This window comes from Coleofasciculus sp. C1-SOL-03, from assembly GCF_040220555.1.
Taxonomy (GTDB): Bacteria; Cyanobacteriota; Cyanobacteriia; order Cyanobacteriales; family Coleofasciculaceae; genus Coleofasciculus.
The window spans coordinates 19353-44589 of the sequence record NZ_JAVJUO010000191.1 but is presented as its reverse complement, the minus strand read 5'-3'; the positions used below and the strand labels follow the sequence as shown (position 1 = coordinate 44589).

23 protein-coding genes are annotated in these 25237 nt (G+C 46.6%); 11 read left to right on the top strand and 12 right to left on the bottom strand.

Translation table 11 applies throughout. The features are described from left to right. The first annotated feature begins 139 nt into the window (after nucleotides 1–139). The 3 genes from RIE73_RS29235 (at nucleotide 140) to RIE73_RS29225 (ending at nucleotide 1573) form a co-directional block, all read left to right on the top strand. Nucleotides 140–355 (top strand): hypothetical protein, encoded by a 216-nt coding sequence (locus RIE73_RS29235; protein WP_446404507.1) that lies wholly within the window; start codon nucleotides 140–142, stop codon nucleotides 353–355. Between the two features lie 641 nt (nucleotides 356–996). Then, nucleotides 997–1353, top strand: a complete 357-nt coding sequence (locus RIE73_RS29230) for a chloride channel protein (RefSeq protein WP_446404506.1) — start codon at nucleotides 997–999, stop codon at nucleotides 1351–1353. Beyond that, complete coding sequence (locus RIE73_RS29225) at nucleotides 1298–1573, top strand: CBS domain-containing protein (RefSeq protein ID WP_446404505.1); 276 nt, start codon at nucleotides 1298–1300, stop codon at nucleotides 1571–1573. Before RIE73_RS29230 ends, RIE73_RS29225 begins: the two co-directional genes overlap by 56 nt. A gap of 31 nt (nucleotides 1574–1604) precedes the next feature. Here the strand turns inward: RIE73_RS29225 and RIE73_RS29220 are convergent, their stop codons facing one another. Both RIE73_RS29220 and RIE73_RS29215 read right to left on the bottom strand, forming a co-directional pair. Beyond that, complete coding sequence (locus RIE73_RS29220) at nucleotides 1605–2225, bottom strand: hypothetical protein (RefSeq protein WP_446404504.1); 621 nt, start codon at nucleotides 2223–2225, stop codon at nucleotides 1605–1607. A 4-nt stretch (nucleotides 2226–2229) separates the two neighbouring features. Continuing rightward, nucleotides 2230–2658, bottom strand: coding sequence for a hypothetical protein (locus RIE73_RS29215; protein WP_446404503.1), 429 nt, complete (start codon nucleotides 2656–2658; stop codon nucleotides 2230–2232). A gap of 262 nt (nucleotides 2659–2920) precedes the next feature. Between RIE73_RS29215 and RIE73_RS29210 the strand changes: the two genes are divergently transcribed. The 6 genes from RIE73_RS29210 to RIE73_RS29185 all read left to right on the top strand — a co-directional run bounded on the left by RIE73_RS29210 (nucleotide 2921) and on the right by RIE73_RS29185 (nucleotide 10110). After that, nucleotides 2921–3367 carry an Hsp20/alpha crystallin family protein gene (locus RIE73_RS29210; protein ID WP_446404502.1) on the top strand — a complete coding sequence of 149 codons (447 nt, stop codon included), beginning with the start codon at nucleotides 2921–2923 and terminating at the stop codon, nucleotides 3365–3367. 190 nt (nucleotides 3368–3557) lie between these two features. Then, entirely contained in the window at nucleotides 3558–4316 is a 759-nt protein-coding gene (locus RIE73_RS29205) for a photosystem reaction center subunit H (protein WP_446404510.1), read from the top strand. 251 nt (nucleotides 4317–4567) lie between these two features. Beyond that, the gene (locus RIE73_RS29200; protein WP_446404501.1) at nucleotides 4568–5989 is read left to right on the top strand and encodes a Uma2 family endonuclease; all 1422 of its coding nucleotides are present in this window, start codon (nucleotides 4568–4570) and stop codon (nucleotides 5987–5989) included. Between the two features lie 57 nt (nucleotides 5990–6046). Next, nucleotides 6047–6340, top strand: a complete 294-nt coding sequence (locus RIE73_RS29195; RefSeq protein ID WP_446404500.1) for a hypothetical protein — start codon at nucleotides 6047–6049, stop codon at nucleotides 6338–6340. A gap of 243 nt (nucleotides 6341–6583) precedes the next feature. Next, on the top strand, nucleotides 6584–7105 hold the full coding sequence (locus RIE73_RS29190) for a phosphate-starvation-inducible PsiE family protein (protein WP_446404499.1): 522 nt from the start codon (nucleotides 6584–6586) through the stop codon (nucleotides 7103–7105). Between the two features lie 1259 nt (nucleotides 7106–8364). After that, nucleotides 8365–10110, top strand: a complete 1746-nt coding sequence (locus RIE73_RS29185; RefSeq protein ID WP_446404498.1) for an alpha-glucosidase — start codon at nucleotides 8365–8367, stop codon at nucleotides 10108–10110. Nucleotides 10111–10533: 423 nt separating this feature from the next. Here RIE73_RS29185 and RIE73_RS29180 read toward each other — a convergent pair whose 3' ends face one another. From RIE73_RS29180 to RIE73_RS29165, 4 genes are all read right to left on the bottom strand, one after another. Further along, entirely contained in the window at nucleotides 10534–11004 is a 471-nt protein-coding gene (locus RIE73_RS29180) for a phosphotransferase (protein ID WP_446404497.1), read from the bottom strand. Between the two features lie 177 nt (nucleotides 11005–11181). Continuing rightward, nucleotides 11182–11772 carry a PEP-CTERM sorting domain-containing protein gene (locus RIE73_RS29175; protein WP_446404496.1) on the bottom strand — a complete coding sequence of 197 codons (591 nt, stop codon included), beginning with the start codon at nucleotides 11770–11772 and terminating at the stop codon, nucleotides 11182–11184. Between the two features lie 292 nt (nucleotides 11773–12064). Continuing rightward, nucleotides 12065–13960: a PhoX family protein gene (locus RIE73_RS29170; protein ID WP_446404495.1), complete on the bottom strand. Its 1896-nt coding sequence runs from the start codon at nucleotides 13958–13960 to the stop codon at nucleotides 12065–12067. Between the two features lie 184 nt (nucleotides 13961–14144). After that, complete coding sequence (locus RIE73_RS29165; protein WP_446404494.1) at nucleotides 14145–14726, bottom strand: hypothetical protein; 582 nt, start codon at nucleotides 14724–14726, stop codon at nucleotides 14145–14147. A 579-nt stretch (nucleotides 14727–15305) separates the two neighbouring features. On the opposite strand from RIE73_RS29165, the gene RIE73_RS29160 reads away from it, so the two are divergent. Next, entirely contained in the window at nucleotides 15306–16142 is an 837-nt protein-coding gene (locus RIE73_RS29160) for a hypothetical protein (protein ID WP_446404493.1), read from the top strand. A 426-nt stretch (nucleotides 16143–16568) separates the two neighbouring features. Here the strand turns inward: RIE73_RS29160 and RIE73_RS29155 are convergent, their stop codons facing one another. The 6 genes from RIE73_RS29155 to RIE73_RS29130 all read right to left on the bottom strand — a co-directional run bounded on the left by RIE73_RS29155 (nucleotide 16569) and on the right by RIE73_RS29130 (nucleotide 24261). Further along, nucleotides 16569–17309, bottom strand: a complete 741-nt coding sequence (locus RIE73_RS29155; RefSeq protein WP_446404492.1) for a peptidylprolyl isomerase — start codon at nucleotides 17307–17309, stop codon at nucleotides 16569–16571. Nucleotides 17310–17421: 112 nt separating this feature from the next. Next, nucleotides 17422–17724: a hypothetical protein gene (locus RIE73_RS29150; protein ID WP_446390866.1), complete on the bottom strand. Its 303-nt coding sequence runs from the start codon at nucleotides 17722–17724 to the stop codon at nucleotides 17422–17424. Nucleotides 17725–17840: 116 nt separating this feature from the next. Beyond that, a complete protein-coding gene (locus RIE73_RS29145) occupies nucleotides 17841–18071 on the bottom strand; it encodes a hypothetical protein (protein ID WP_446404491.1) in 231 nt (76 codons plus the stop codon). Between the two features lie 311 nt (nucleotides 18072–18382). Continuing rightward, nucleotides 18383–18826 (bottom strand): HetP family heterocyst commitment protein, encoded by a 444-nt coding sequence (locus RIE73_RS29140; RefSeq protein ID WP_446391285.1) that lies wholly within the window; start codon nucleotides 18824–18826, stop codon nucleotides 18383–18385. A gap of 57 nt (nucleotides 18827–18883) precedes the next feature. Further along, nucleotides 18884–20470, bottom strand: coding sequence for an HlyD family efflux transporter periplasmic adaptor subunit (locus RIE73_RS29135; RefSeq protein WP_446404490.1), 1587 nt, complete (start codon nucleotides 20468–20470; stop codon nucleotides 18884–18886). Between the two features lie 635 nt (nucleotides 20471–21105). Beyond that, nucleotides 21106–24261 carry a peptide cleavage/export ABC transporter gene (locus RIE73_RS29130; RefSeq protein WP_446404489.1) on the bottom strand — a complete coding sequence of 1052 codons (3156 nt, stop codon included), beginning with the start codon at nucleotides 24259–24261 and terminating at the stop codon, nucleotides 21106–21108. A gap of 367 nt (nucleotides 24262–24628) precedes the next feature. Between RIE73_RS29130 and RIE73_RS29125 the strand changes: the two genes are divergently transcribed. Next, nucleotides 24629–25216, top strand: coding sequence for a DUF3727 domain-containing protein (locus RIE73_RS29125; RefSeq protein ID WP_446404488.1), 588 nt, complete (start codon nucleotides 24629–24631; stop codon nucleotides 25214–25216). Nucleotides 25217–25237 lie beyond the last annotated feature (21 nt).

The window sequence follows — 25237 nt, the reverse complement described above, 5'->3', positions numbered from 1 at the left end:
GGTGGTGATGGATTTCGGATGGACAGGGACATTAACGGCGCCCGTGGGATTTTCCTACGGGCTTTGGGAGATATCCCCTCTCTAAGAGCTTGTCTTTTAGAGTGCATTGTTAGCATAAGTTAGCAAAATTATATCGGACATGGTAGACAGCGCTCACCAGATGGCACGGCTGATCTTGCAAACCAATCAAACTTTACTTGAACAAATCGCCGAAATTCTCTTACACCGGGAAATCCTCGAAGGTGCAGAACTCCAAGAGCAACTCAACAGCGCGATCGCTCCCGCGCCACTGCAAGATTGGTTGCAAACGGGTAAACTGCCACAGGAGTTGCCCCAGTTACAACCCGCCGCTTAGAACACCCGTTCAGAAATCAAATCATTGACTGAATGTCCTCAAAAATGGGAACCATTCGATACTAAATCCTCCCTTTTTTACTGAGCAAAGCATCTCTCCCGATTCTTTGCTTTGCTCAAAATGATACATTTTACTATGTCCGATATAGCAGCTACTTTTGTAGGGGAGGATATTTTTTACTGTTGCCTATTCCCTGTTCCCTAATCTCAACCGTTAACTTTAATGAAAGTCCACCTACTTATAAAATACCTTGAATAACAACGCCTAAAAGTATTGTCTTTGGTTATTTTATCCCTCAACGCTATGATTTTTATCTCCGATGACGACTCTTCCTAACTCAAAAGTGCTTTTACCGCCCCAGCCGAAATTTACATCCCTCTCAGATCGCTTAACAACGCTGCTCAACCGCTTACAACCGTCACCTGAAGCCCTAGTTTTAATTTCGGCAACCTTAATTAGTGGTGGATCGGGCTTAGCGATGGTGTCCTTTCACTATTTAATCGATCTGTGCCAAATCCTAGCCTTCGGAAAATTATTTGGACTTCTCTCGGTTTGGGGAACGTGGACATTAGTTTGTATTCCCACTTTAGGTGGCTTAGTAGTTGGGGTAATGCGTTGGCATTATCCCCCTCCCCCCAGCCATGCAACCTGTTCTCGGAGGAGCCTGTGTCGGTTTGATGGCTTTACCATTGCCGCAAATTCTCGGTGTCGGCTATGGAACGCTGGAAGATCTTCTCAAGGGAGAACAATTTTCACTCGGTTTTTTAGGGTTATTATTAGGTGTAAAAATAATGATTACCGCTATTAGTTTAAGTAGCGGCTTAGTCGGAGGTATTTTTGCTCCATCCCTGTTTATCGGAGCCTGTTTGGGAGCCATTTATGGCAATAGTTTAATGACTATTTTACCCCCTAGCTTATCAGAAATTGCCCCACCCCCGGCTTATGCCATGGTGGGAATGGCAGCCGTCCGAAACGTTAGAAGTTCAGCCAAAAGTTAGGGATATTTGTACGCAGGACGTTCTCTATGCTTATCCCGATGAATCGGTGAGAGATGCTTTAAAGCGAATGGGAGCAAGGGGGCTTTTTCTCTTGCCTGTGGTGGCGAGAAATAATCCGCGAAACGTTTTGGGTGTTATTGAACGAAGTCAGATTGGTTTGGTTGGCGATTTGGTGACAACGAAAGAAGTCCTTTTGGATTACTTCAAGCTTGGTGCTTGAGGAGACTTGAATACATTCCTTTTGAGTCTAGTTATACATCTAGTTCATCGAGCTGTCGCTGTAGTTTTTGCAAAAATTCAGATGATGAAGTTGGTAGTATTTGTATAATCGCCTGACGAACTCCTTGCACTGAATCCCTCTCAACTAAACAGCGTAAGTCCCGCTGTTGCCAATATCCAGTTTCATCAAACACATTATCTAAAATTCCTAGATCTTGAGTCTGATCTAACATTTCAATAACTAGAGTATGAGCCAGAACAAAATTAGCGATACCCCCATATTCGGGTTGAGATGCAAATTGTGTTTTGCAATGTCCTGTTGCCATCCAGTTTTCATTATGAGAATACTGTCCTAGAAAAATAACTAAACCTTCGCATCCAGGTCTAGGAAGCGCCTCAAATCCAATTAAATGAGTAGGATATAGAGATTTGCCTGTGGCAAAGTTATGTTGAATGCCTTGGAGAGTAAGGAGCAACGATGTTCCGTTTTCAGGGCTGAAAATACAGTCTTTTCCTTGCAGTTCAGTAACATTAGCATCTACCCAAGTAAAGGGAAGTGCTTGTGCATGGTGATGTAATGAATGCAAAACAGAACGAATTTCGTCGCTAGGGCGATTACCAGCCTTAAATTGGTAGTGAATACTATACCCCATAACTTCAATCCCACCAAAATACAGCAATAGGGGGTGTATCGTGATACAGTCCTAACAAGGTTTGAGCTTTTTCTCCATCAATAACCTGCACTGTATCGCAGTTCCACTGTTCACCAAGCGCTTGAAGTGGAGTAATGCACATTTGGTTTTGAGCTAATACATAAAGTGTATCAGTATGCCAAAATTCTTGAAGATCTCTCAGCATAATCAGTGACAGGGGAAGCGGCGGATGGGAATTAAGCGGTAGCATCGCTCCCATCCAAAAACTTTGCCATAACTGAGGATATCTATATAAATCCGCTAATACCTGCTCTGGGTTAAAGGCATCGCATTTTGCCTGAAGCATCAAAGCCGCTACCAATTCCTGAGGGGTGCAGTCTTTAATCAGCTTTTGGCGAAGACTATTACTGAACCTCATTTCATTATTGGACATTGTGAGACCTTTGGAGTAACTGTCAAAGCAAAATAGTAAGCAGGAATAACACATTTACCCGACAGCCTGTCAAGTAGGGGCGTAAGCTATCGTTCAACACTTCTGAGTTTAGGGTAATCCCAATTTTTTGTTGGGTAGTAAACCGAACTTAGCTTGACTACAAGTTATTGTACTTTAGATTATCGAAAGAGGTGTACAAACCAACCTCTCAAACCTCTTTACAGTCATCTCTAAAACTTGACAGAACAAGGAGGTAACGATTATGGCTTTAGTTCGTTGGCAACCGTTCCCAGAACTTGATACTCTACAACAACAGATGAACCGCCTATTTGATGAACTCACGGCGACAACGGATGGCGGTGGAGACAGGGCGGGGATTTCCTTTGTCCCTCCTGTCGAAATGGAAGAAACGGATGATTCTATCCACCTGCGGCTAGAGATTCCCGGAATGGAAGCGAAAGACTTAGACGTGCGAGTCACGGCAGAATCCGTGGCAATTAGCGGTGAACGTCGCACCGAATCTCAGAGTGAAAATGGAGGCTGGAGTCGCACAGAGTTCCGCTATGGCAAATTTGAACGGGTCATTCCCCTACCTGCGCGAGTGGAGAACACCCAAGCTCAAGCCGAATACCAGGAGGGTATATTGAATCTGACGCTGCCGAAAGTGGAAGACGAGAAGGAAAAGCCGATTAAGGTCAATATTGGCTAATCCTCGATACTGCTTCGGTGGCAATGAGGTGGAAACCAACGCCACCGAAGTAGTGATTAGCCGCCAATCAACTGGATGGGTACGCTGCCAAAGTAATGATATATCTTCCCGTCACCCTACCCCTACCTATCCTTCACTTCCCTTGTCACTCCTTCAGCTAATACTAATCAACACATTAAGGAGGTTGGATATGCTCAATGTCGTGCGTCGTAGCCAGATGGTAAATTTAATGGCAATTGATCGGACTACCGCGACCCGCTTCAATACGGTTGAGGAAGTCTGGGTTGATGATACGGGACGAGTGGCTTACTTAGCCGGAACTCAAGGATATACACCGTTAGAGCAGGTGGAAGTCATTGGTCCCGATGCTGTTTTAACCCATAGTCGTGTGGTGACTGAGCCGCCTGAAAATCTTCGTCGCTTGTACCGCTTGGCGGTGCGCTCTCCCAACACAGATTCCTCCGGTTGGGTAGAGGATTTTCTCTTTGATTGGGAAACTAGAGAAATTGCCGCCTATATCTTGGCAGGCGATATGGCGACTCCCTTTGGAGAACGGGCGGTATTGTTTCCGGAAGACGTAGCAGCAATCGACGCTGAAGTCATTATCTTGCAAGACGGGGCGTCCGAGCGACTCAAGAGTGAATCAGAGGGACTCAAGGGATTTTTGAGCGAGAAGTCGCAGCAGGTTAAGACTTTGGTGAATGCGATGAATTCGCGGTTGCGCTCTTTAATTTCTCCTGGGGATAAACCGGACGTCGTCCGCGTCAAAATTAAACAGGTCTGTGACGAATTGGAAGCTTCGGGTCAGCACGACAAAAATGCTCTGGCTGAGGCAAGAGAGTTCTTGCAAGACAAATGGGAAAGCTTACAGCATAGCGCCAGCCGTACTACTGCACGGGTGAAATCAGCTCTAGATTCTGCTTGGAAACAAATCGCTCGTAAAAAGTAAGTAGGGTCTAGGGAGTTAAAGCCTCTCCCTAAATTATTTCTCAATTCTGACGGGCATTAGTCACTCTCACATCGGGTTTCTGATGCAAGCGATCCCCAAAAGCCATGAGAAACCCGATCGCTTTTTCACCCCATGTACTGTCAAGCGGTTTGGTTTTAATGCTTTAGTAGAATCTTTATGAGTGTGAATTAGAAACTCTCTGTCGGGCGATCGCTCTTTCACCAGGTAAAAACTGAGGAGGCGAAACAACTGTGACTCATCCAACGGATGCGATCGAGGAATTTGAAGCGACTAGCCCAGAAATGCGCTTTGAGTTGGTCGATGGACAGTTCGTCGTCGGTGGTAGCGTTGCGGGTAGTCGGTGGTTACTGCGAGAAATCATTCAGGGCTGGGGCAAAGAAAGCGCCCTAGCGTTTGCGCCTGTGAAGCTGTGGTACGAAGCGCTGCGGGTTGCCTTTGATACCCCATCGGGGTCGAATTTATCAGAATGGGCAAGGAATTACTCCGATCAAGCCCCATCCATTCCTCCGTTAGGGTCACGGCATCTTGGCAAACATTGGCACGTCCGCACGCTGCTAACCCAAGATTTGTTCACGGCTGTCGGTATTGCCAGTCTGGGCAAATGCATCGGTGGCGACTTTGTGATGCGCCTGGGAGAAGACGCTTTTACCCCAGACCTGATGTTTATGCAAGTCAGCCGTTTGCAAGGCTATCACCACTGGTTTTTTGAAGGTCCTGCGGACTTAGTTATTGAGGTACTCCTGCCAGAACACATTGAACTCGACAAACAAGAGCGATTTCGTCGCTACGAAGCAGGTGGCGTTAGCCACTATTGGACTATCGACCCAGTGCAGCAGCAGGTTGAGTTGTTTCGTCTGACTAACGGGGGTTATCACCCGCAGAAATTAGACCCAGATGGCTGTTATCGGGGGATTGAAGGGTTGACCTTTACGCCGCATCATTTGTGGCTGCCTTATGACCAAAAGTTGCCCATTTTTCAAGCGCCGTATCAAAAAAGTGACTGGGTGATACGTGAGGTGGAAGGCGAAGAGTTAGTTTGGGGAACGTTGCCTTTTGTCCCTCAAGTTGAACTAGAACCCGTCTCTATCCAATTTGAACAATTTGTTTCTTGGTGTCCGGAAGCTAAATTGGAGGGTTACGGGGGACGCTATCCCCTCGTCGGCGGGACAATGGGAACTCGAAATGCCCTGGGGATGCTGTTGATGAGTCTAGGTTTAGTCGAAACCGTGAAGCTGTTTCCGCCCCAAGACTGGATAACTGCACTCGTTGAACTGGAGCAACGTTACTCAACCGATCAGGAACGACGACAAAAAGCGCGATCGGTGGCTCTAGAGGCAGCTCGTAAATTACATCAGGACTATCAAGTAGGAGGAGTGGGAGTTATTGGCGATTTAGTTCACCCAGAGTCGCCGTGGAATTTCTGGAGTGAAATCTCTCTAGTCGTCTGGGATGTTCCTAAGAACGTCAACCTTTGGGCGTTAGAGCTAGACTTGGGTGGGGAGTTTGAAATTGACTGGGTACAGCCACGTTGGTGTACCCCTGCTCAGTGGCAACAGATTACCACCGAAATGGACGTTCTTGCTGGAGACTGGGTGGAATCCTGTCACACTCCTGTTCGCAAGCGATACAAGCTGTTTGAAGTCTCCAATTAATTTAAGAATTTAATCGTTATTTCTACAACAGTCGCGACACACTTAAAGGAGGAACCTATGAAACTATACAAACAAATCCTACAGCAAGTCTTAGAAATTGCGGCGGAGAAAGGAGAAACAGGCTTTGAAGAGAAAGACATTGCTCATTTGTTCAATAACGACGAGTACGACCTTGTCTTTCACCTCGACTATCTAAAAGAAAAAGGTTTCATTGAGGGGGAATTTACTCCCGGAGCCTATGCTGCCTTTGCCATTTTGCCTCAACCTATTCATTTTGTTCGAGGCAAAATTACAACTAAAGGACAAGAGTATCTAGCGGGGTTAAATAAAAATGAATCAGAGTGGGAATAACTATCCCGTGAACAGTAAGTATTTTCCCTTCACAACAGGCATAGTCTAGTGCAAGAAGGCAGAAATAACGAAACAGTAAACATCTCCCCCGCTCCTCTGCTCCCCCGCTCCTCCGCTTGGACAAAGCTGCTCAAGTATTTCCGCAGTGCTGAACTAGAGCCTCGGCTTAAGCGTTTTGTTTGGGATAGAGAAACTCGTCACCCGTTAAGTTAGAACCTTTGAATTGATTGCAAAACTGTGGCTATGAGAAGTGAATCTTTCCTGAAGATGCTACGGAAGTCTTGGTTCACCCGAAATACCATCGTTCGCAATTTGGAGGTTTTCCAGAACTTCATTATCATTTCCCTCTGTGTTGGCTTATTTTGTGTGATGTTAATTCGATTAGGAGAGATGTATGTCTCCCTCCTCAAGCCTCTAAATTTTCAGGTCATCACATCTGATATCTTATTCATTCTGATACTGGTCGAGCTATTCCGGCTCTTAATTATCTATCTGCAAGAGCAGCGAATATCGGTAGGAGCCGCCGTGGAAGTTTCTCTGGTTTCTGCACTGCGCGAAGTCATCTTAAAGGGAGTACTCGATGTTCCAATTGACCGCCTTCTAGGAGTTTGTGTGTTTTTGACTGTTCTGGCTGGATTGTTGTTGGTTCGGGTTTGGATGTTCCGATATTTAAGTCGTGGGAATTTGGCTAATTTTGCCCCAGCTAATGACAAGACTGAATCAACTGAACATCGAGACTTTCCAGGGGAACATTACTCGTTTTAAAACCCAGACTCTGCACTTCACGTTCACGTTGAAGTCCAAAAAACTAAGTAGTCGGACTTTCATTAAAGTTAACGGTTGAGATTAGGCAACAGGCAACAGGCAACAGGCAACAGTAAGGGTTTGAGGCATGAAAATTATTGACATTAAGGTTTAAATGCCGAACAGCTTAGACTAATCAGAGCCGATCATCCCTGGGCGATCGCACTCAGGTGTGATCACAACGATTCACGACATACCACTTGGCTGTTTCTTTCTCCTTCGCTACTGACATATCCTTCCCTCGACTCAATGTCATTTCGGCTCAACTTGTCAAGCTTTAATAATTTAAACTATTCTTTCCCCCAGAACAGTTTGAATTTTCCAATCAGGTACAGGTCTCAACAAAACGTCATAATTGCTCGTTTTTTACCCCTTGTCCGAAATAATCTACGAAATTTCAAGGGTTACGGCGATTGTGAGCAACTTGTGCGGTTTTCAGGTATACTATCTATGGTGGGTGTTTTATGGGTTTTAATCATCCCGACACAGCTAAACTCCTTGAATATTCGTAAAACTTTGTATAATTTCCGGTTTTCGTCTCATTGCCAATGTCCCCTTCGACGCATGTATTTTTTTAAAGTTTCGATAAAAATCATAACTAAGTATTGACAAAAACACAGATCACACAGATGAGGAGGGCGCAGACAGAACCCTGAATCGTGGGGGACACAGATTGACACAGAGAACGAAATAATCGCCTCACAATCAGTGATAGATTTGGGTTCATTCTGATTGTCTCTCCATTTAGTTAGTGGCGAAATCTACCCCAAATTACTCCCCAGCAGTCCTGGCGATCGCAGGCTCTTAAAAAAAAGAGTAAGCGGTATAACCCGTTTGGATTCCTAGTCGTCCGTGTAAGTAGTCGGACAAAAGAAAACGGTACTGTATTAAGTGCAAGTAAATCGCCCTCAAACCCTTACTGTTCCCTGTTCCCCGTTCCCTGTTCCCTAATCTCAACCGTTAACTTTACTTGTGTCCACCCACTTATGAGAATGATCATCAAAATTAAACAGGGAAAGTGAGCCTATATCGGGTTTCGTTTGGATTGAGTCTAAACTCCAGATTAAACCAAGATCGGCTTTCCCTACTCTGAAGCGGGGAAATGCTAATTGTTTTTTAGAGAAATCCTGGTCATAATCCATTGATTGAACGGGTAAGTTATTGTTTATTCTCCCGTTACTCAGCCCTCAAACTCATCCTCAGATGTGAGAGGTGATCCCATGCAAACGGTAAAATGGTGGCAAAATTCTGTAATTTATCATATAGTTCCTCGTAGTTTCCTCGATACGAGTGGTGATGGTGAAGGGGATCTTAATGGCATTATCGCCAAGTTAGATTACATCGCCGCCCTAGGCGTAGATGCCATTTGGTTGTGTCCGATTTATGAATCGCCACGGGAAGATTTGGGATATGATCCCACGGATTTGCGCTCTATCGATCCCATGTATGGCAGCTTGGAGGATTTCCAGCGATTACTTGCCCTTGCCCATGCACGGGGATTGAAAGTGATTGTTGATCAAATTTGGAGTCACACGTCAGATCGGCATCCCTGGTTTCAAGAAAGCCGCAGCAGTCGAGATAATCCTAAAGCGGACTGGTATGTTTGGGCTGATCCGAAACCAGATGGTTCGCCACCCAATAATTGGCGATCCGCTTTTCTGGGTGACAGTGGTTGGACGTGGAGTCCCGAACGCGGACAATACTATTTCCATAACTTTCTCAAGAGTCAGCCGGATCTCAACTGGCATAATCCCGCTGTGATTGAAGCAATTTTGGCAGAGGCGAGGTTTTGGCTGGATTTAGGGGTTGATGGGTTCCGCTTGGATGCGGTTAACTTTTACTTCCACGATCAAGAATTACGAGACAATCCCGTGCGCCCTGCTGATGCGTCCTTACCAGATGGCATATCTCCCAAAAACCCCTTTGCCCATCAACTGTTTAAGTACAACTTCTGTCGCCCGGAAACAATAGAAGTCCTCAAACACATCCGCGAGTTCGTTCAGACATATCCAGGTGTGATTACTCTAGGTGAAGTTACCCTGGCTGAGGATTCAATTGCCCTATCGAGTGAGTATGTTGGTGATCAGCGCTTGCATTTAGCCTACAATAGCGCCCTCTTATTTGACGAACCCATCAGCGCTACCCGCCTGTACCAAACGTTGGAGAAGGTTTTAACTCACTTCCCCGATGGCGGGAATTGTTGGTGTGTCGGGAATCATGATTATGGTCGTCTGCGATCGTGCTGGACGGGTAAAGATGCTGCTGGTAAACCTTACCCAGAGGAATTCTATCAGATGATAGTTGGGCTGCTATTATCCTTGCCTGGAGCATTTTGTCTCTACCAAGGAGACGAATTAGGGTTGCCTGTCGCCAGAATACCCGAAGATATTCCCGTAGAAGAAATCAAAGACCCCTTTGGCAAAGCCCTTTATCCGATTCTTCCTGGACGAGATGGCTCGCGCACACCGATACCCTGGATGGCTGATGCCCTGCATGGGGGCTTTACGACGGCTTCTAAGCCTTGGTTACCTGTTCCCCAATCTCATCGAGAACGAGCAGTTAATCTCCAAGACAATGAACCCAATTCTTTGCTCAATACCTGGCGTCGTTTTCTGCATTGGCGCAAACAGCAACCGGCGCTGATGAGAGGGGATTGTCAGATGCTCAAAACAGAGGAACCGATTTTCGGTTTGATTCGAGAAACGGAGGAGCAGCGGTTAATTTGTTTGTTCAATTTGAGTGAGATGCCAACGGAGTACGATTTATCATCGTATGCTGAGTGTCAGACAATTCGGGGTCTAGATATGACTGCACAGCGACAGGGCAATACGTTGAAAATTCCCGCCTACGGCGCCTTTTTCGGTAATCTGCCTCCGGCGAAAGAAAATTATCCGCCTTTCAGTCCACCTTTAGTTCAGGGTAGAAGAGGCGAGGGCGAATCTGATCGCGTGATGGCGTTGTCTTAGTTCGGCTCACATTTAACGAATGATTGGGGTTTGGGGGAGCTGACAGGCGTAGGTTTTTTACTTTAGGGTGGGGACAAGACAAGGAGGAAAAAACGTACAGCATTTTGTTCGGTCAAGCTAACTTCTAAAAGCCGAAACGCCCTATTTTTCGTTAAAACTCTTCCTTGTCTACTGGTCTACTTGTCTTCCTTGTCTTAGCTGAACCCCAATCTTAAAAAACCTACTCTTGTGAGGTTTGGGGGAGGGGGCTTCCATACAAAGGGAGGCTAAACCATCAGTGAAATTCATAGTGATTAAGCAAGAATTTCCTGAATCATCTGTCGGGCATACCCTACGCCTAGAGGATTAGTATTCAAATAATAGGGGATGAAGATGACCGCTTGGGATAGAGCTTGACCGCGACCTCTTGCCCAAGTGTGATCATCAACATTTAACGTCTCGTAAGTTATGTTCTGCTGCAATGAGTCCGCCAGTTGTATCAATTTGTTGCAGAGCCGTTATAAATTGTGCTAATTCAGTTGCCGTTTGGCATGGGTCTACAAGCTGGTAAATTGAGGCATTTTTACCGTTAAGCCATCTATAGACAGACCAACGATAGGGATATTTTTCATCAGGTTTGCCCTGAGCAAGTGGTAAAGGGATGGCAAGGGGCAGATGGGGGGCAAGGCGGGGCATCCACTCGTGTTCTTTATCAACCTGAGCTTCCGCCCAATCAATTCGAGGAAGTCTTACTGACATATCATGACCTAATCGAAATATGGCGTTATCTGTTCCAGCAGAGGGAATAGGTTTAATCGGTAGATTAGCCCACTGAGGAAACTGTGAAGTAAGTAGGCGGCGCACGAGAGATACGTCGGTACTTACCTCGTTAGCGTGCATTTTTTTAGTGGACATGAATGAGCCCCGACACCCGCCCGGAGTTCAAACTCCGGGCTAAAAGCTCAAGTCCACTAAAGTGGACTAAAACTTTTAATCCGAATGGTACTAACTTAAAACTGATAGATAGTGCCTAGCCTAGGGTATAGCAAGAGTTCCGGCGATTCCAAAAGGCTTAAGTCAGTGCCATTAGACTTAGGTATCCTGCTTGTGACGTTTAAGGGTTGCCGTACTAACCCCTGCTAAAGCCAGTAAACCTAGAACGGTAGCGGGTTCGGGAACGGCAGTAGATTCTGAAACAGTCACAGTTCCAATTGTTGCAGTAGGATTTCCTACGGAGACTGACTCAACGCCATCCATAAACGAAATAACTAGTAAAGCCTGCAAATCTAGAAGTTCATTGCCAGAACCGGAAATAAAGGAGCCTTGGTCGAGATTGTCTGGATCAACGAAATCCATTCCTATGGGCTGATTGAGAGTATCATTCACGTAGAAACTCGGTGAAAAATCTGTTGTGGCGCCCTCCTCGTCAGAAGCAATGGAAAATGCGGATACGGCATCATTTCCACTCCAGTTCCATTCCCAAGCCTTCAACTCATCAGCCGACACAATACCATCAGCCGCATCGCCTTCATCGGCGAAGATAGTACCCGAAATGGAGCCGCCGCCATCCTCTTCCCACCAGCCAGTATATTCAATATCCCAGCTAAAGAGTGCAGCATGAGCAGGTGCAGCAAGTGCAGCCCAACCTAACGCCACTGTTGCCACAAGAGCTAAGCGTTTCATAAAATCACCTAATTGTAAATACAGTTGAACAACGTCTGTCTGCGATCGCCCCAAGCCAAGCCGAAGTTGACAAAACCCCCAACCTTACACCAACTTAGGACAAATGGCACTGACTTTAGAGTTTGTAGTAAGTGCTTTAGCACTTCTGGCACTAAAGTGCCTACTACGAACCCAGCTTAAGTCAGTGGCATTCAACTTAGGACGAATGGCACGCTCCAGCCATTAGGGGGAGCGCCACAACCCTTTACCGTAGGGTGGACACTGCTCACCAGAATACGAGGAGCGTGCCAACTTAGGAACCAACGATACCGCCATCTTTGCGAGTAATCACAACCGTTGCATCACGGGGGATTTTGCCGCTACCTTGGGATGCCGGGAAGTTGGTCAAATCTGGATTCCCATCACCCGGATGCTGAAGGTTGGCAAATAGCGTCCGGCGATCGGGGGTTCTGGTCAAACCCGTTACTTCGCACTCCGTTACCCCAGTGAAGAGGCGACAAATCTCACCCGTGTTTGTGTCAGCAACCAGCAGTTGGTCATTCGGTCTCACGCCATTGATTTCAGGCTGAGTACCATCAGTCTCAATAAACAGCCTGCCATCGGGATCAGACCAAAGACCATCCGGACTACCAAAGGCGCTTTTCTCGGTATCGTGGGTATCGACAGCGAGAACAAAGATGTCCCAGGTGAACGTGGTGCCGACGTGGTTGTCGCTGTCTCGCCACTTGATGATGTGACCAAAGGGATTAGGTGCCAGGGGGTTAGCAGCATCAGGAACTTGACGGCGGGTATTATTCGTGAGGTTGCAATAGATATCACCATTGGCAGCAGCAGCAATCCACTCCGGACGATCCATCGGCGTGGCACCTAGGGTGTCAGCAGCGAGACGGGCAAAGGTTAACACCTCAGCTTGGTCGGCAAACTGAGCCGCCAGAGCTGGATTCTTAATCGTGAGTTCCAGCCACTCACCCGTGCCGTCATCATTAAACTTGGCGACATAGAGCGTCCCTCGGTCTAAGGGGCTGATACGCCGTGCCCGCATTGATCGCCAGTTGCTTTCTGAAACAAACTTATAGATATAGTCAAAGCGTTCGTCATCGCCCATGTATACCACAGCACGACCGCCTCGTCCGACGACCAGCTCGGCATTTTCGTGCTTAAACCGACCCAATGCCGTCCGTTTTACGGGCGTCTGAGAACCGTCCATGGGATCAATCTCGACCACCCAGCCAAAGCGATGCTCTTCGTGGTTGTAACTGGAGTTTGAGAGGTCAAAGCGCGGGTCAAAGTTGTGCCAGCCATAGCCAAACCCTCTGGTAAGGAAGCCATAACGCTCTTGTGCTTCCGTGGGTGTCCAGCTACCTGTAGCGCCGAAGTAACCGTTGAAGTTCTCCTCACAAGTCAGGTAAGTCCCCCAGGGAGTGTGACCATTGGCGCAGTTGTTCACTGTACCTTTTGGAGAATTGCCTGCTGGTGTTTGCAACAGTGGATGATTGGCAACGGGTCCACTAAACGTTACAGGTGTATTGACATGGATGCGGCGAGCATTCGGGCTGCCAACCCGTTGCCACTTGCCATCGATCTTTTGAATCTCAACGACGGATACGCCGTGAGCATGTTGAGAGAGGCGCACATCTTCCAGACTCTCCGGTGTCCGCTTGCCAAGGACATGTGGATTAGTACCAAACTCGTGGTTAATCGCCAACATGCCCCGGTCATTACTATCTCCAATCGGGAACAGCCACATACCATCGTGACCAATTCCAACTTGTTGGGCTTGCTCGGCAGCCGTCGGGCGGGTAGTCGGGTCACCATTATATTCTGGACTACCGGGCTGAATCGAGGTTCCCCAGGGAATCAGCACGTCATACTGGTAATCCTCTGAAACGGTGGGTACGGGTCCTGTACCGTTAACAGCAGAAACAGGTGTAAAGTTGATCAAACGGCTACCTGGAGCTTTGGCGATCGCATGACCAACTCCTTGAGTTGCAGGGGTTCTAGACCCTTGAGTCATCGCCGCCGCCGCACCTCGATCTAACCAGCGATCGCCAGCCAGCGCTGCTAAGAAGCCAGTGGCTGACAGCGCTGCACTACGAGCGAGTACGTTTCGCCGAGACATTCTGGCTTGGAGTATGTCCTGAAACGGACGATTGCCTGACGTATTGCTGCTTCTGTTGTCGTGAATCAATTGCCCTCTCCTATTAATATTGACGCTGTTGTCGGTAATTGTGTGAACTGAAAACTGCTCTAGGCTCGAACTCAGCCACGTCAAGTCAGCCCAGTTTCAAACCGGAAGGGTTTCCCTGGCAAGACGCTACATTTCTCAATCGGGAAACGTTAAGATGTTCTGGTGTCAGTGAACGGTCACATCACTAATTCAATTCATCTAAATAGTCCTGTGCCTCTGCCCCAGTCAGACGACCTTCATCTAAGGCTTGATCGATTTGTGAACTCGGGCGTTGAGTCCCGATCGTCGCCCTGACTGGAGTTTTTGCCACGGTTTCTGTCGGCTGCCCTTGATGATGCTGGAGTAGCATGTATGAGGCATGATAGTGCTTAGTCCAGACACTCACGCGGGGAGTTTCTTGCCACTGAGTACGAGACACAGTAGTCGTGAGAATGGGAACAATTTCGCCGTTGCGATCGCCGACAACCACAACCTGAATGTCTGCAAGATCAGGGTTTTGACTAAATTGACGACGAATTTCGTCGCTGGCAATCGTCTCTGCCCGCTCGAAAAAGTCTCCATACTCAACTTGACCATATACAGACATATCAACAACGATGCTTTCCGCCTCTGCCTGTACGGGTCGATAACTATCACCAACAAAGCAAAAGAACGCCGCCGCCACCCCGATCAAAAAATAGCGAGTCAAACCTTTGTCCATCCACTCTGTCAAAGCGACTCTTACCACTTCGGGTTGCCATGATTGTCTGAATGAGTTGATGTACATAATTACAAAGACGTTGCACCTAGGTCTTGACGGCGAATCTGAATCAGTCATTTGAAGGCTGAACAGCTTGCTTTGGCGTTAAAAGGAGTTGACTCCGTTTGATGCAAATGTATCCCTAGCGGAATAAGCAAATGCACTTATCGCTCAAACTGGCATCTCACGATTTCAGATGACTATTCTCTAGATATAAATATTATCCGTACTGATTTAAAACCAGGTAATCTCATTGTTAAGAATTCGTCCCAGACGTTTACATCGGGAGCATGTTACCTTTGTAGGCTGGGTTCTTGGAACGTAGGCGGAGCATTCTTTTTGAGTAACCCAACCCAGGGAGAGCCTGTTGGGTTTCGCTATCGTCCAACCCAACCTACTTTGCTGTAGTGGTGCTGATATTTTCCCCACATCTCACACCCGACCTGCACTACACACAGTTTCAGTTTAGTGTAATAATACAAATGATTGATTTGTATTGGTTTTATTGCCGATTCATTAGGATTCGCAATTTTTTCGTGACTTTGTTGCCCTGAGTCAGCAATTTGCGATTTCTTGAAACTCGATCGCACAGGAAAGATAAATGTGATGAAACTTAGTCAAGTTCTTGCTCAACGATTTTCCCTCATCGTTACTCCGGTAGTAACAAGCTGTTGTGTGACTACGACACCAACGTTAGCTGCAACTCTAGCTACATCTGAAGCCTGGGTCAATTTGGATAACTTCAGTCACGCTCCTGTAGATATTTTTACTCTAACTGATACCCAAACTCTGGCAATTGCCAGGAATAGTCAGGCAGTAGCTAATGCTAATGCTGATGCAAATTTTGTCACTGATCCCTTAGGTACAATGACCAAAGCGAACAACAATTCATTGAGTACAGCCCAGGGTGAAGGTAATAGCTACTTTGCACTAGCCGAAAGTAATGCTGCTGTCATTGGCTACAATTTCATGCTCGAAGAAGATGAAACATTTTTCTTCGATTTTAATGCATTTTTAGGACTAAAAAGTTCAATAGACGATCCAGAATTTGAACGGTCAAATGCAAAAGCTGAAATAGCGTTGAACCTTTACGACACTACAGATGCAGATAATTGGCAACTTTTAGATTTCCTGATTATCGCTGGACAGTTAACCACTGCAGGGAATGGGGATTTTCTTAGTGATGACAAGAGTACTGGCTTAACTTATTTCCCCAGACATACTACGTTTGAGACAGCCTTTACCGGAAACCAAGAAATGGCTGAAGCCTCCGTTAAAGGAGAGTTATCTCGGACATTCAACAGCTTAACTTACCTGACTTTAGTAGAAGCTAAAACCAATCGGGTAATGGTTAAAACAGTATCTGAATCATCCACGTTATTAGCTTTACTAGTTTTCTGCCTGATCGGAGTTGGATGGGGAATCAAAAACAAACTTTCTTAATATTTGCCAGAGCGATCATTCTCGCGCTATCCCACCCACATTCTCAATAAAATTGGGTTTATATCAAGAAAGCTTTGTGGTAATTTGTTAAGCATCGTGGCAGCGCTTGAATTTGAAAGCCTTGTTAAACAAGGTTTTCAGGATTGTTAGAAAAGATGCGTATAGGGGAGAGAGGCGACTCTCAAACCTTACCCGCTCAATGAAAACTAGATGCAGAGGAACTTGCTGAAGAACTACTGCTATAACTATTTCCAGAATCAATTTTAACGGTGACGTCGTGATTAATTTTTATCTCGCCATCCCCGGCTGCACTAGTCATGCTCTGAGCGATCGCCGTTCTTTTACCGTCCGATGAGGTTATCTTTTGTCTAATAATTCTCCAGTCGATCACCATTCAGATTCTCCCTATCAGATAAAAGGAACTCATTAAACCATTTGACTATGAAGTCTATAGGTTAACTCCCTCGCTAACCACTCCTGAAACATTTTATCCAGAATTTCTTGACATCTCTGTGGCGTTAATTTAGCCGGGATAAACTCTTCAACCTGAAAAATCGAGTAACCTTGGTCGATCTGGATGGGACCGATCACCTTTCCGGCTGGAGTCCCAAAAACCAGTGCGGCTATATCCGGCTTTAAGTTCCAACGGTAAAGCTTACCTTCATATCCACATTGATGTCTACGCCTCTCATCAATGTCATAGATGTGAGCGGCTTGATAGAAGCTGATTTCCTGTTCTTCAATTTCATAGACGAGTTCTTCTGCCAACTTCTCATCCGCTAAAATAATTTGATAAAGCAATACCTGGTCAAATTCCAGGCGATTTTGGCTAAAAAACGTTTCTACCTCCTGAGAAAACAGACAATCCGCTAATTTCTTCGCCAATAGCCGATCGCGAATTCCAGCTTCCCAGTCATCTGGTGTTATCTTCTGATCAGCGAGCCAAGCTACGGCGTCTGAAGCCTTTTGCAAGTGCTTAGCTTGCCGATAGCGATCTGCCTCTGCTTGGATTTCTTCTGCTGCAATTGTTACTCCCTTTTCTTCAGCGGTTTGATTGATAATACTTTGATATAATATGTTCTGATAAACTTCCTTTAATTGTATATTTTTCTTTAAGAAATTAAGAATTTCATCGAGTTCAACAGATGCACTTGGACGATTATTCATGTTTAGCCACAATTCTCGGTAGGAGAAGGTCAACAATTATTTTCCAGTAAGCTATTGATTGGAAAAGTTGCCAATCAATAGCCTACAGTGTTAATGTCAATGTCCCATCGCTTTAGAAAGCATTGGCATTGGTAAATACGGATACCAAAGTGAAACCATCTGAAATAGCACCAGCTCCTCCCCCTGCTGCGGCTGTGGAGTATTCTGTTCCGATGGCAACCGAATAACCGCTTCTGTCAAAGGAATAGTTGACAAAATAATCGGCGTTGTAGTCAGTTGCAGCGCTAGCAGCATAGCTACTATAAGAGGAAGAACCTCTTAAAAAGGTACTTAAACCTCCTTGGACTTGTTCTTGACGATGATCAGAACATTGACTCTCACAGAAATTTAGATCGACAATTCTTAGTTGACTCATACATCTCTCCTTTTCAAGAAACCGCTGAGAGCTTTTTAACATTTAATTTACATTTATATATGTTTTAAGCTTCAGCGATTTCTCTAGTTAACTACTTCCTTGCAAAATGGCTCAAGCTAAAACCCTGTAGAGTCCGAGCTAGAACGAGACGAAGAAGATGATGAAAAGCTGCCAAAGAAAGAGCGTCCAGCAAAGGTCGAAGTAGACGTGAAGGTGTCGGTAGCGGAGAAGAACTGACCGAAGGCTGATGCCGAAGCAAAAGCATCCGATTCACTAAAGGCATCTCCACCTTCAATCTTGTTGGCTTCACCAACAAATTCCAAGTGTTCTAAATCCGAAATAATCATGAGATGGAACTCCTTAAGTATCTAAGTGATGGTATTTTTACAACCAGCTTTCTGTCTTTTTTTTGGTTGTGAATTTAATAGTAATGTTAATCCCTGGTGAGCGGCTGCCATTTTGGCAGAGTTGTGTAAAGTTTTATGAAGTTTTATCGAGGTAGCTCAGACTGAGACTGATAGCCAGTTACGGCGTATCAGGCAAAGGAAGAGAAGGCACACAGAGAAAGTAACAGTACTATGGACGAAGGCAACTCCCGAGGATAAGGAGTTGCCTTCAAGAATTAGACAGGTATTGCTTTGACTGGAATGCTAATGATTCAGTTCAAGCTCAGAAAACCTTGGATTTTAGACCGAACCCATTCCATCTGGAGTGAATTGGATAGTAATCCTGGGTTTGCCCCGCTACCTCGTATCTGCGCTTGTTTTTCGCTGACATCCTCTAGATAAGGCAGATCACTAATCTGGCTCAAGGATTTTCCTGAGTATTTACTATTTAACTTGATTCCAGAAGACTGGCGATTTGGGTGACTTGCATGGGTTGCATCGTTCTCCTCTTGAGAAGCTTGCTCGTTTTCTTTGACCAATCGGCGGTAAGTCCGGTATGGCAGGTAATGTACAGGATTGTAACCCGCATAACGAAGAAGCAAATAACAAGCCCAAGAATACTTACCATCAAGGATTGCATCGATGATAGGGTTAAGTTGATCGGGTTCAATCGCTTTGTTACCACTGGTCTTGGAAGAATAAATTGGCTGTGCCATGATGCTTACTATCAGAGTATCTTTTGAGTACAAAGGCAGGTCTCATTCAGTGAAGCTCTATAAGTTAATGCCATCTTCTTGCAACTGCCGGATCGGGTCGAGCAAGATGTCTGCAATGCGGCGGTGACGGACAATAATTTCAGCCGTACCCGTCTGACCCGCTTTCAACCGGATAGTTTCACCGTTAGCGCTGACCGAGGAGCGATCAAGGGTCACTTCGATTTTATAAACTTCCCCAAGTTGCTCATCTGGCTTGGTATCTGGGGAGATAAAAGTAACTTTGCCCCCGATCACCCCATAATCTTGATAGGGATAAGCATCGAATTTGATTTTCACGGGCATTCCTGTCTTAATCCCACCGGCTTCTTGGTTAGGTAAGCTGGCTGAAAGTACTAGGGGCATCCCTTGGGGAGCAATTTCAGCAATGGTTTGTCCCGATTGGACGACTTCACCAGCATTGGAGACGTGAAGGGATAAGACAACTCCCTCGACGGGAGTCGTGAGGGAGAGTTGTTTTAACTGGGTTTTAGCTTTATTGAGCAGATTGGTTGTCTGATCAATTTTGGCTTGTAGCTGGGTTTTTTGAACCTCAAGTTCCTTAATTTTGTGCTCAACGGTTAGCAGCGCTGTATTCTTTTCGGCTTGCTTCTGGGTTAATTCCGCTTGGAGTTGCTCAGCTTGGGCTAAAGCTTGCTGTTGCTCGGCTTGGAGTCGCTGAGATTCAGCTAAGGTTTGCTGGAGTTCACCTTCGGTTTGGGTAATCGTGCGCTGGCGATCGCGCAAAGCTTGCTCCCGTTGAAACACCACTTCAGCCGCGATCGCACCATCTTCCAGCAAGGGTTCTAACCGTTGGAGTCTAATTTTTTGGGCAGTGGCATCATCCTCCAATTCACTCAGTAGCTGTTGTTGGTTGGCTGCATTCACCTGGTTCTGAGCGATCATTACCTCCTGAGCCTTTGCTTGCGCCTTGGCTTGAGTGATCGCGGCTTCTTGAGCCTTTATTTGAGCTTGGGCAATCGCGGCACGAGTTTGCGTTTCCAGATGAGTTTTTTCAATCAGGGCTTGGATTTGACTCAATTCCGTTTGGTAGGATGCTTGCTCTTGTTCCAGGCGCTTAACTTCAGCCAGAGCAATTTGGTGATCCAGTTCCACTAATACCTGATCGGTTTTAACTATCTCACCTTCTTCAATGTGAATTGCCTCAATTTTCCCCGCAGCAACCGGATGAATTTTATAGACATCGCCTTTAGGGACTAACTGCCCTCTGGCGTAACCGACTTGATCTATTTTTCCGAATGTTGCCCAAGCTACAAACGCCAAGGAAAACATTACTCCACCTAATATCAGGTAACGGGGAAGTGCAGAGGGGGGCTGATCCAGCACAGCCTGTAAGGATGTAGACCAATGATCCTGATGGGCAGAAGCTGTCGGTGAGGTTCCTGAGTCAGAGGTATCTGGGCTATGAGCCGGGGTCTGGGATTTGGCATCTCTTTCCTGGATAGCTACACCCCCCCAGATCCAGGCTGATTCAGTTCCACTGAGATTCTGAATGTCATTGCTGTTTGAGTCAAAAACCGGATCGGGGACAGGGGCAAACGGCTTAGAAAAGCCCAATGAGCGAATTGGTATGATATCTTTCTTCATTGTCAACCACCCTTATAGAGTCTCAGAGCTTTTGATTGAGATGTTTCATTAGTCCCAGCCATAAAGGTATAACTTTCTAGCTTTGAACTACTGATCCTTTCTCTGTTTTCAACGTGCCTTTTTACGCAAACAGTCGTTTTTGTAATAAAAATATACAAACTTCATTTTCCTCTTGCCATTTCACCCAAAACAAAGTAAAATGAAAGACTGTGCATTTAGTTTTAATTAACTTTCCTCTAGCATTTCCCACTTGATCAATTTTGCCAAACGTCGCCCACGCGCCAACTAAGACGTGATGCTTATTCGGCAAAAAAATTGATTGAACGGTTCGATCTAGGCTGCTCCTCTAGAAAAGAGTTGGCTTTACTCAAGTTGCCTAGTCCGAACTGGGAAACACTGGCATTCTGTCACTTTTTATACTAGGTGACTATGAAGTCGAAATGAATTCACCTTTAGGGGGATATATTTTTTGGTCATTTGTCATGTGTTAGGGAACAGGGAACAGGGAATAGGCAATGGGCAATGGGCAATGGGCAATGGGCAATAGGTAAGGTAGAGTTTTGAGTTAACCTCCCCCATCTCCCCCAGCTTCCAGACGTTCCAGCCGAACGTCTCTACAAAAGGTATCCACCCACTTACAAATCAAGCTGCTGCTGCGCTAGGTGATAATAAAGTCCTCCTTGGTCGATCAGTTGGTCGTGATTCCCCTGTTCAACCAAAATGCCTTTATCTAAGACCAATATGCAGTCAGCATGGCGTACTGTAGATAGACGGTGAGCAATAATTAACGTGGTGCGATCGCGACTAATCCGAGTCAAATTTTGCTGGAAACGCCGTTCCGAATCCGTATCCAGAGAACTGGTAGCTTCATCTAGCACCAGAATCCTCGGATCACCCAACAGCGCCCGGGCGATCGCAATCCGTTGGCGTTGTCCTCCAGACAGACTCGCCCCCCGTTCTCCCACTTGGGTATGGTATCCCAAGGGCATATCTTCAATAAAGGCGTGGGCTTCGGCGAGTTTCGCCACCTCCACCACTTGATCTAACGTCACATCCTCGGCATAAAGGGTGATGTTTTCCATAATCGTTCCCGAAAACAAGAAACACTCTTGGGGAACCACCCCTAACTGCGCCCGTAACGACTGGGGCGAAGCATGGCGTAAATCATGCCCATCCAACCAAATTCGCCCACTGGTGGGATGATAAAGTCCTTGTAGGAGATTGACTAGCGTCGTCTTTCCCGAACCACTGCGACCCACAAGCGCCACAGTTTGCCCCGATTCCACCTGCAAGGAAATATTCTGTAGGGTATTACGTTCTTGCTGGTCGGAATAACGAAATGTCACATTATCAAACTTAATATCTCCCTGTAGTCGGGGAAGCACTAATAAGGGATGCTGGGGGCTTTCTTCCGGTTCTGCCTCAAAAACATCATTCAGGCGTTCCACGGATACGGTGACTTCTTGTAACTCATCCCACAGTCCGACTAATGCCAAAACTGGACTGATCACATTGCCAATCAGCATATTAAATGCCACAAACTGACCAATGGTGAGTTGGTCTTGGATCACCAAGGTAGCACCATACCAGAGTAATGCCGTATTCCCCAAGGTTTGGAATAAACCCCCGGTTGACTGCAACCCATTCGCCAGTTTCTGACCGCGAAATCGGGCATTCAGCATCCTAGTCAGGCGATCTTCCCAGCGCCAGCGTAACTCTCGTTCAGCGGCGTTGGCTTTGACAGTCGCCACACCGTTCATCATTTCCACCAGTGACGAATTTTGTCCGGCGTCTTCCTTAAAGATTTCGCGCGACACCCGGCGCAGGAAGGGACTGGCGAATAGGGTTAATAGGGCAATGGGCGGAATAATTGCTAGGACGACTAAAGTTAATTTCCAGTTGTAATACGCCATCAACCCGATATAAACCACCGCCATCAGCGCATCTAACCAAGCGGTAATCGCTTTGCGGGTGAGGAAACGCTGCAACTTCTGGTTTTCCTGCACACGGGTGATAATATCCCCGACATGGCGGGATTCAAAGAAGGAGAGGGGTAAGGTTAGGGTATGGCTAATAAAGCCACCAATCAGGGTTAGATCAATACGATTGCCAAAATAATCTAAGAGATACTGTCGGGTGGCTCGAATACCGATACGCCAAATGCCAAATAAAAGTAAACCAACGGCGAAGACATGCAGCGTGATAAAGCTTTTGTGGATGACCACCCGGTCGAGAATAATTTGGGTAAATAGGGGTGTAATTAGTCCAAAAAGCTGGATTAATAGAGAGGCTAAGATAATTTGCCCAATCAGCATCCGGTAGGGAGACAGGGCGCTGATAAATTTACCGAAGGAGATTTTTTGACTTTCTACCTCTTTGAGGCGTTCCGTTGGTTCGATGAGTAACGCATAACCCGTCCAACCCTCAATAAACGCTTGGCGAGAGAGTTTGCGCTTCCCCACCGCCGGATCAGCCACCAACATGCGATCGCCTTTACACCAGTAAACGACAACATAGTGATTTCCGCCCCAGTGGGCAATCCAAGGCTGTTTGATTTCCGCTAAACGACTCAAAGACGCCCGTACCGGTCGGGCTTGAAATCCCAGATTATCAGCAGCTTTGGCTAAGGCGGATAGAGATGCACCCGTCCGCCCGACACCCGCCAGATTCCGCAGGGAGGTGAGGCTAAATCGCTTCCCCCAATAGCGTCCCACCATCGCCAGACAAGCCGCCCCGCAATCGGAACTACTCTGCTGTTGAACAAAGGGATATCCTCGCCAAAATGCCCGCCGTATCCGGCGTTTGGGTTTGGGAAAGGTGATGGATTGGGATTCGGATTGGTCTTGGGGTGCAGCTTCAGGGGATTTAGTCGGGGTAACCTTGCGGGTTTTCTGGACGGGTAATACCGCCTTTTTCTTCGCGGCGGATGGGATATGTCCGTTTTCAGATTTTTCTCCATCCTCGGTGTCTGGAGAGAGGATAGGCGCGATAGATTGAGCGGTTTGCCAATGATCGGTACTGAGTCGATAGACCGATAAATCCGTCTGGGCTATCCAATCCTCTGGGATGGTTTGGGGATATCCCCAACTGTCGCCAATATCGGGGGGTGAACTGTCATCCCCTTGACTAGCAATGTCACCGTGACGCAACCAGAACCGACCTGCGTCGGGTGGGGTGGATTGGATGAGGGGTTCTCCGGCCCGAATCTGTTCGGTATCTAAATAAGGAAGGAGTTGCTGCAGATCCTGGCTGGGAATGTCTGCTAACTCGGTATTGGTTTTGAGAAACAGGAGGCGTTGGCGGTAACTAATGGTTGAGGTGAGGTGGTCTTGTAGCTCAGGAAGCCGCTCAAACCATTGATTGAGTTGGGTTACAGGCATCCGCGCCACGAGACCGGAACTAACCGCCCGGACTTGGTAGGGTAAAGTGCGATCGCCAACTAGAGTATCCGCGCCAAAACTCTCACCGGATTCGAGTACCCCCGCCGATACATGACGTTTTTGGCTGGGATTGTAACCCAGTAGCCGCACCCGACCTTGACAAACGAAGTAAAGGTCATTAGGGTTCAGTTCAGATTGATCCGAATTCGGGGATTGGCTAGAGGCGCGATCGCGAAACAAGTCATCACCGAGTTCAAATTCATACCATTCTAAACCTTGACAAAACTCCGATACTAAATCGGCATCAACATCCCATTGGTTCAGGAACGAGTGGATCACAGCCAAGTTCTGAGTCTCAGTTGGTGATGAGTGATCGTGCAATTGCCCCTGATTTTTGAGTTTCTGATTCATTCCTCACTCCTCAGCCTGGGCATATTCAAAAGCATAAGCAGCTACTCTAGCAAATTAGGTAATACTTTTTGAGTACCTTTAGGTCGTTGACAAAAACCAGGTTATATTTTATACAGACAAACTATCCCTTCGGGTGTGGGGTGTGGGGTGTCGGGTGTCGGGTGTGGTTTGTATAGCAGTACTCAGGCAGGTAGTGACCTTCGTTCCTGTTCCCTGTTCCCCTTCCTAACCCAAATGTCCAGCCTTAGACCGATAACCTCGAAGATGATGATTTTGAGTTTACGCGCCGTGATATTCTAAGACTTTGCCACCTGATCCCCAGGATCTGGCAAGTGTTTGATCTTCCATGAGCCTTGACAAAAACGGCATGTTCTCATCTAACTTTCCCCAAGAAAATGGACAATCTGGTCACAGTAGTAGTAATGTAACGCTCACTGATGAAGCGGGGCGATCGCTAAATTGTTCAATCGAGCATTCTCTGAATGTGGAAGGAATCGACTATTTACTCCTCCTCCCTCTTGATTCACCCGTCGAAATTGTCGCCTGGGATGAGGATGATCAAGCCGACGATCTCGCGGATGCTACCCTCGTAGAAGACGAGACAGAAATCGATGAAATCTTCTCCGATGCCCAAGCGGTTCTCGCTGAACAAAATCTCATCCTGAAACGCACCGCGTTTACGCTAACCGTCGCGGGTGAACTTCCGCCAGCGGATCAGGAGGAAATTCTCAGCATTGAACTTGCCGAAGAAGAGGTGGAACTCGAACCCGAACAATTGCAATTGTTGGCGAATTTTTACCATGAAGAACAAGAGTACGGAATTTACACACCCCTTGATCCGCTGCTCTTTTTCGCCAAACGCAACCCTAATGGTCAATTAGAACTCTTATCGCCCGAAGAATTCCAAAAAGTCCAACCGCTACTAGAAGAGTTATTATTTGAAGACTTAGATTGATGGAATGAGGAATTTATTGTT

Excerpts from the sequence above, each read along its gene's own strand:
- RIE73_RS29235 (WP_446404507.1), top strand. The coding sequence starts at position 140 with ATGGTAGACAGCGCTCACCAGATGGCACGGCTGATCTTGCAAACCAAT.
- RIE73_RS29230 (WP_446404506.1), top strand. The coding sequence starts at position 997 with ATGCAACCTGTTCTCGGAGGAGCCTGTGTCGGTTTGATGGCTTTACCA.
- RIE73_RS29225 (WP_446404505.1), top strand. The coding sequence starts at position 1,298 with ATGCCATGGTGGGAATGGCAGCCGTCCGAAACGTTAGAAGTTCAGCCA.
- RIE73_RS29220 (WP_446404504.1), bottom strand. The coding sequence starts at position 2,225 with ATGGGGTATAGTATTCACTACCAATTTAAGGCTGGTAATCGCCCTAGC.
- RIE73_RS29215 (WP_446404503.1), bottom strand. The coding sequence starts at position 2,658 with ATGTCCAATAATGAAATGAGGTTCAGTAATAGTCTTCGCCAAAAGCTG.
- RIE73_RS29210 (WP_446404502.1), top strand. The coding sequence starts at position 2,921 with ATGGCTTTAGTTCGTTGGCAACCGTTCCCAGAACTTGATACTCTACAA.
- RIE73_RS29205 (WP_446404510.1), top strand. The coding sequence starts at position 3,558 with ATGCTCAATGTCGTGCGTCGTAGCCAGATGGTAAATTTAATGGCAATT.
- RIE73_RS29195 (WP_446404500.1), top strand. The coding sequence starts at position 6,047 with ATGAAACTATACAAACAAATCCTACAGCAAGTCTTAGAAATTGCGGCG.
- RIE73_RS29190 (WP_446404499.1), top strand. The coding sequence starts at position 6,584 with ATGAGAAGTGAATCTTTCCTGAAGATGCTACGGAAGTCTTGGTTCACC.
- RIE73_RS29185 (WP_446404498.1), top strand. The coding sequence starts at position 8,365 with ATGCAAACGGTAAAATGGTGGCAAAATTCTGTAATTTATCATATAGTT.
- RIE73_RS29180 (WP_446404497.1), bottom strand. The coding sequence starts at position 11,004 with ATGTCCACTAAAAAAATGCACGCTAACGAGGTAAGTACCGACGTATCT.
- RIE73_RS29175 (WP_446404496.1), bottom strand. The coding sequence starts at position 11,772 with ATGAAACGCTTAGCTCTTGTGGCAACAGTGGCGTTAGGTTGGGCTGCA.
- RIE73_RS29165 (WP_446404494.1), bottom strand. The coding sequence starts at position 14,726 with ATGTACATCAACTCATTCAGACAATCATGGCAACCCGAAGTGGTAAGA.
- RIE73_RS29160 (WP_446404493.1), top strand. The coding sequence starts at position 15,306 with ATGAAACTTAGTCAAGTTCTTGCTCAACGATTTTCCCTCATCGTTACT.
- RIE73_RS29155 (WP_446404492.1), bottom strand. The coding sequence starts at position 17,309 with ATGAATAATCGTCCAAGTGCATCTGTTGAACTCGATGAAATTCTTAAT.
- RIE73_RS29150 (WP_446390866.1), bottom strand. The coding sequence starts at position 17,724 with ATGAGTCAACTAAGAATTGTCGATCTAAATTTCTGTGAGAGTCAATGT.
- RIE73_RS29145 (WP_446404491.1), bottom strand. The coding sequence starts at position 18,071 with ATGATTATTTCGGATTTAGAACACTTGGAATTTGTTGGTGAAGCCAAC.
- RIE73_RS29140 (WP_446391285.1), bottom strand. The coding sequence starts at position 18,826 with ATGGCACAGCCAATTTATTCTTCCAAGACCAGTGGTAACAAAGCGATT.
- RIE73_RS29135 (WP_446404490.1), bottom strand. The coding sequence starts at position 20,470 with ATGAAGAAAGATATCATACCAATTCGCTCATTGGGCTTTTCTAAGCCG.
- RIE73_RS29130 (WP_446404489.1), bottom strand. The coding sequence starts at position 24,261 with ATGAATCAGAAACTCAAAAATCAGGGGCAATTGCACGATCACTCATCA.
- RIE73_RS29125 (WP_446404488.1), top strand. The coding sequence starts at position 24,629 with ATGTTCTCATCTAACTTTCCCCAAGAAAATGGACAATCTGGTCACAGT.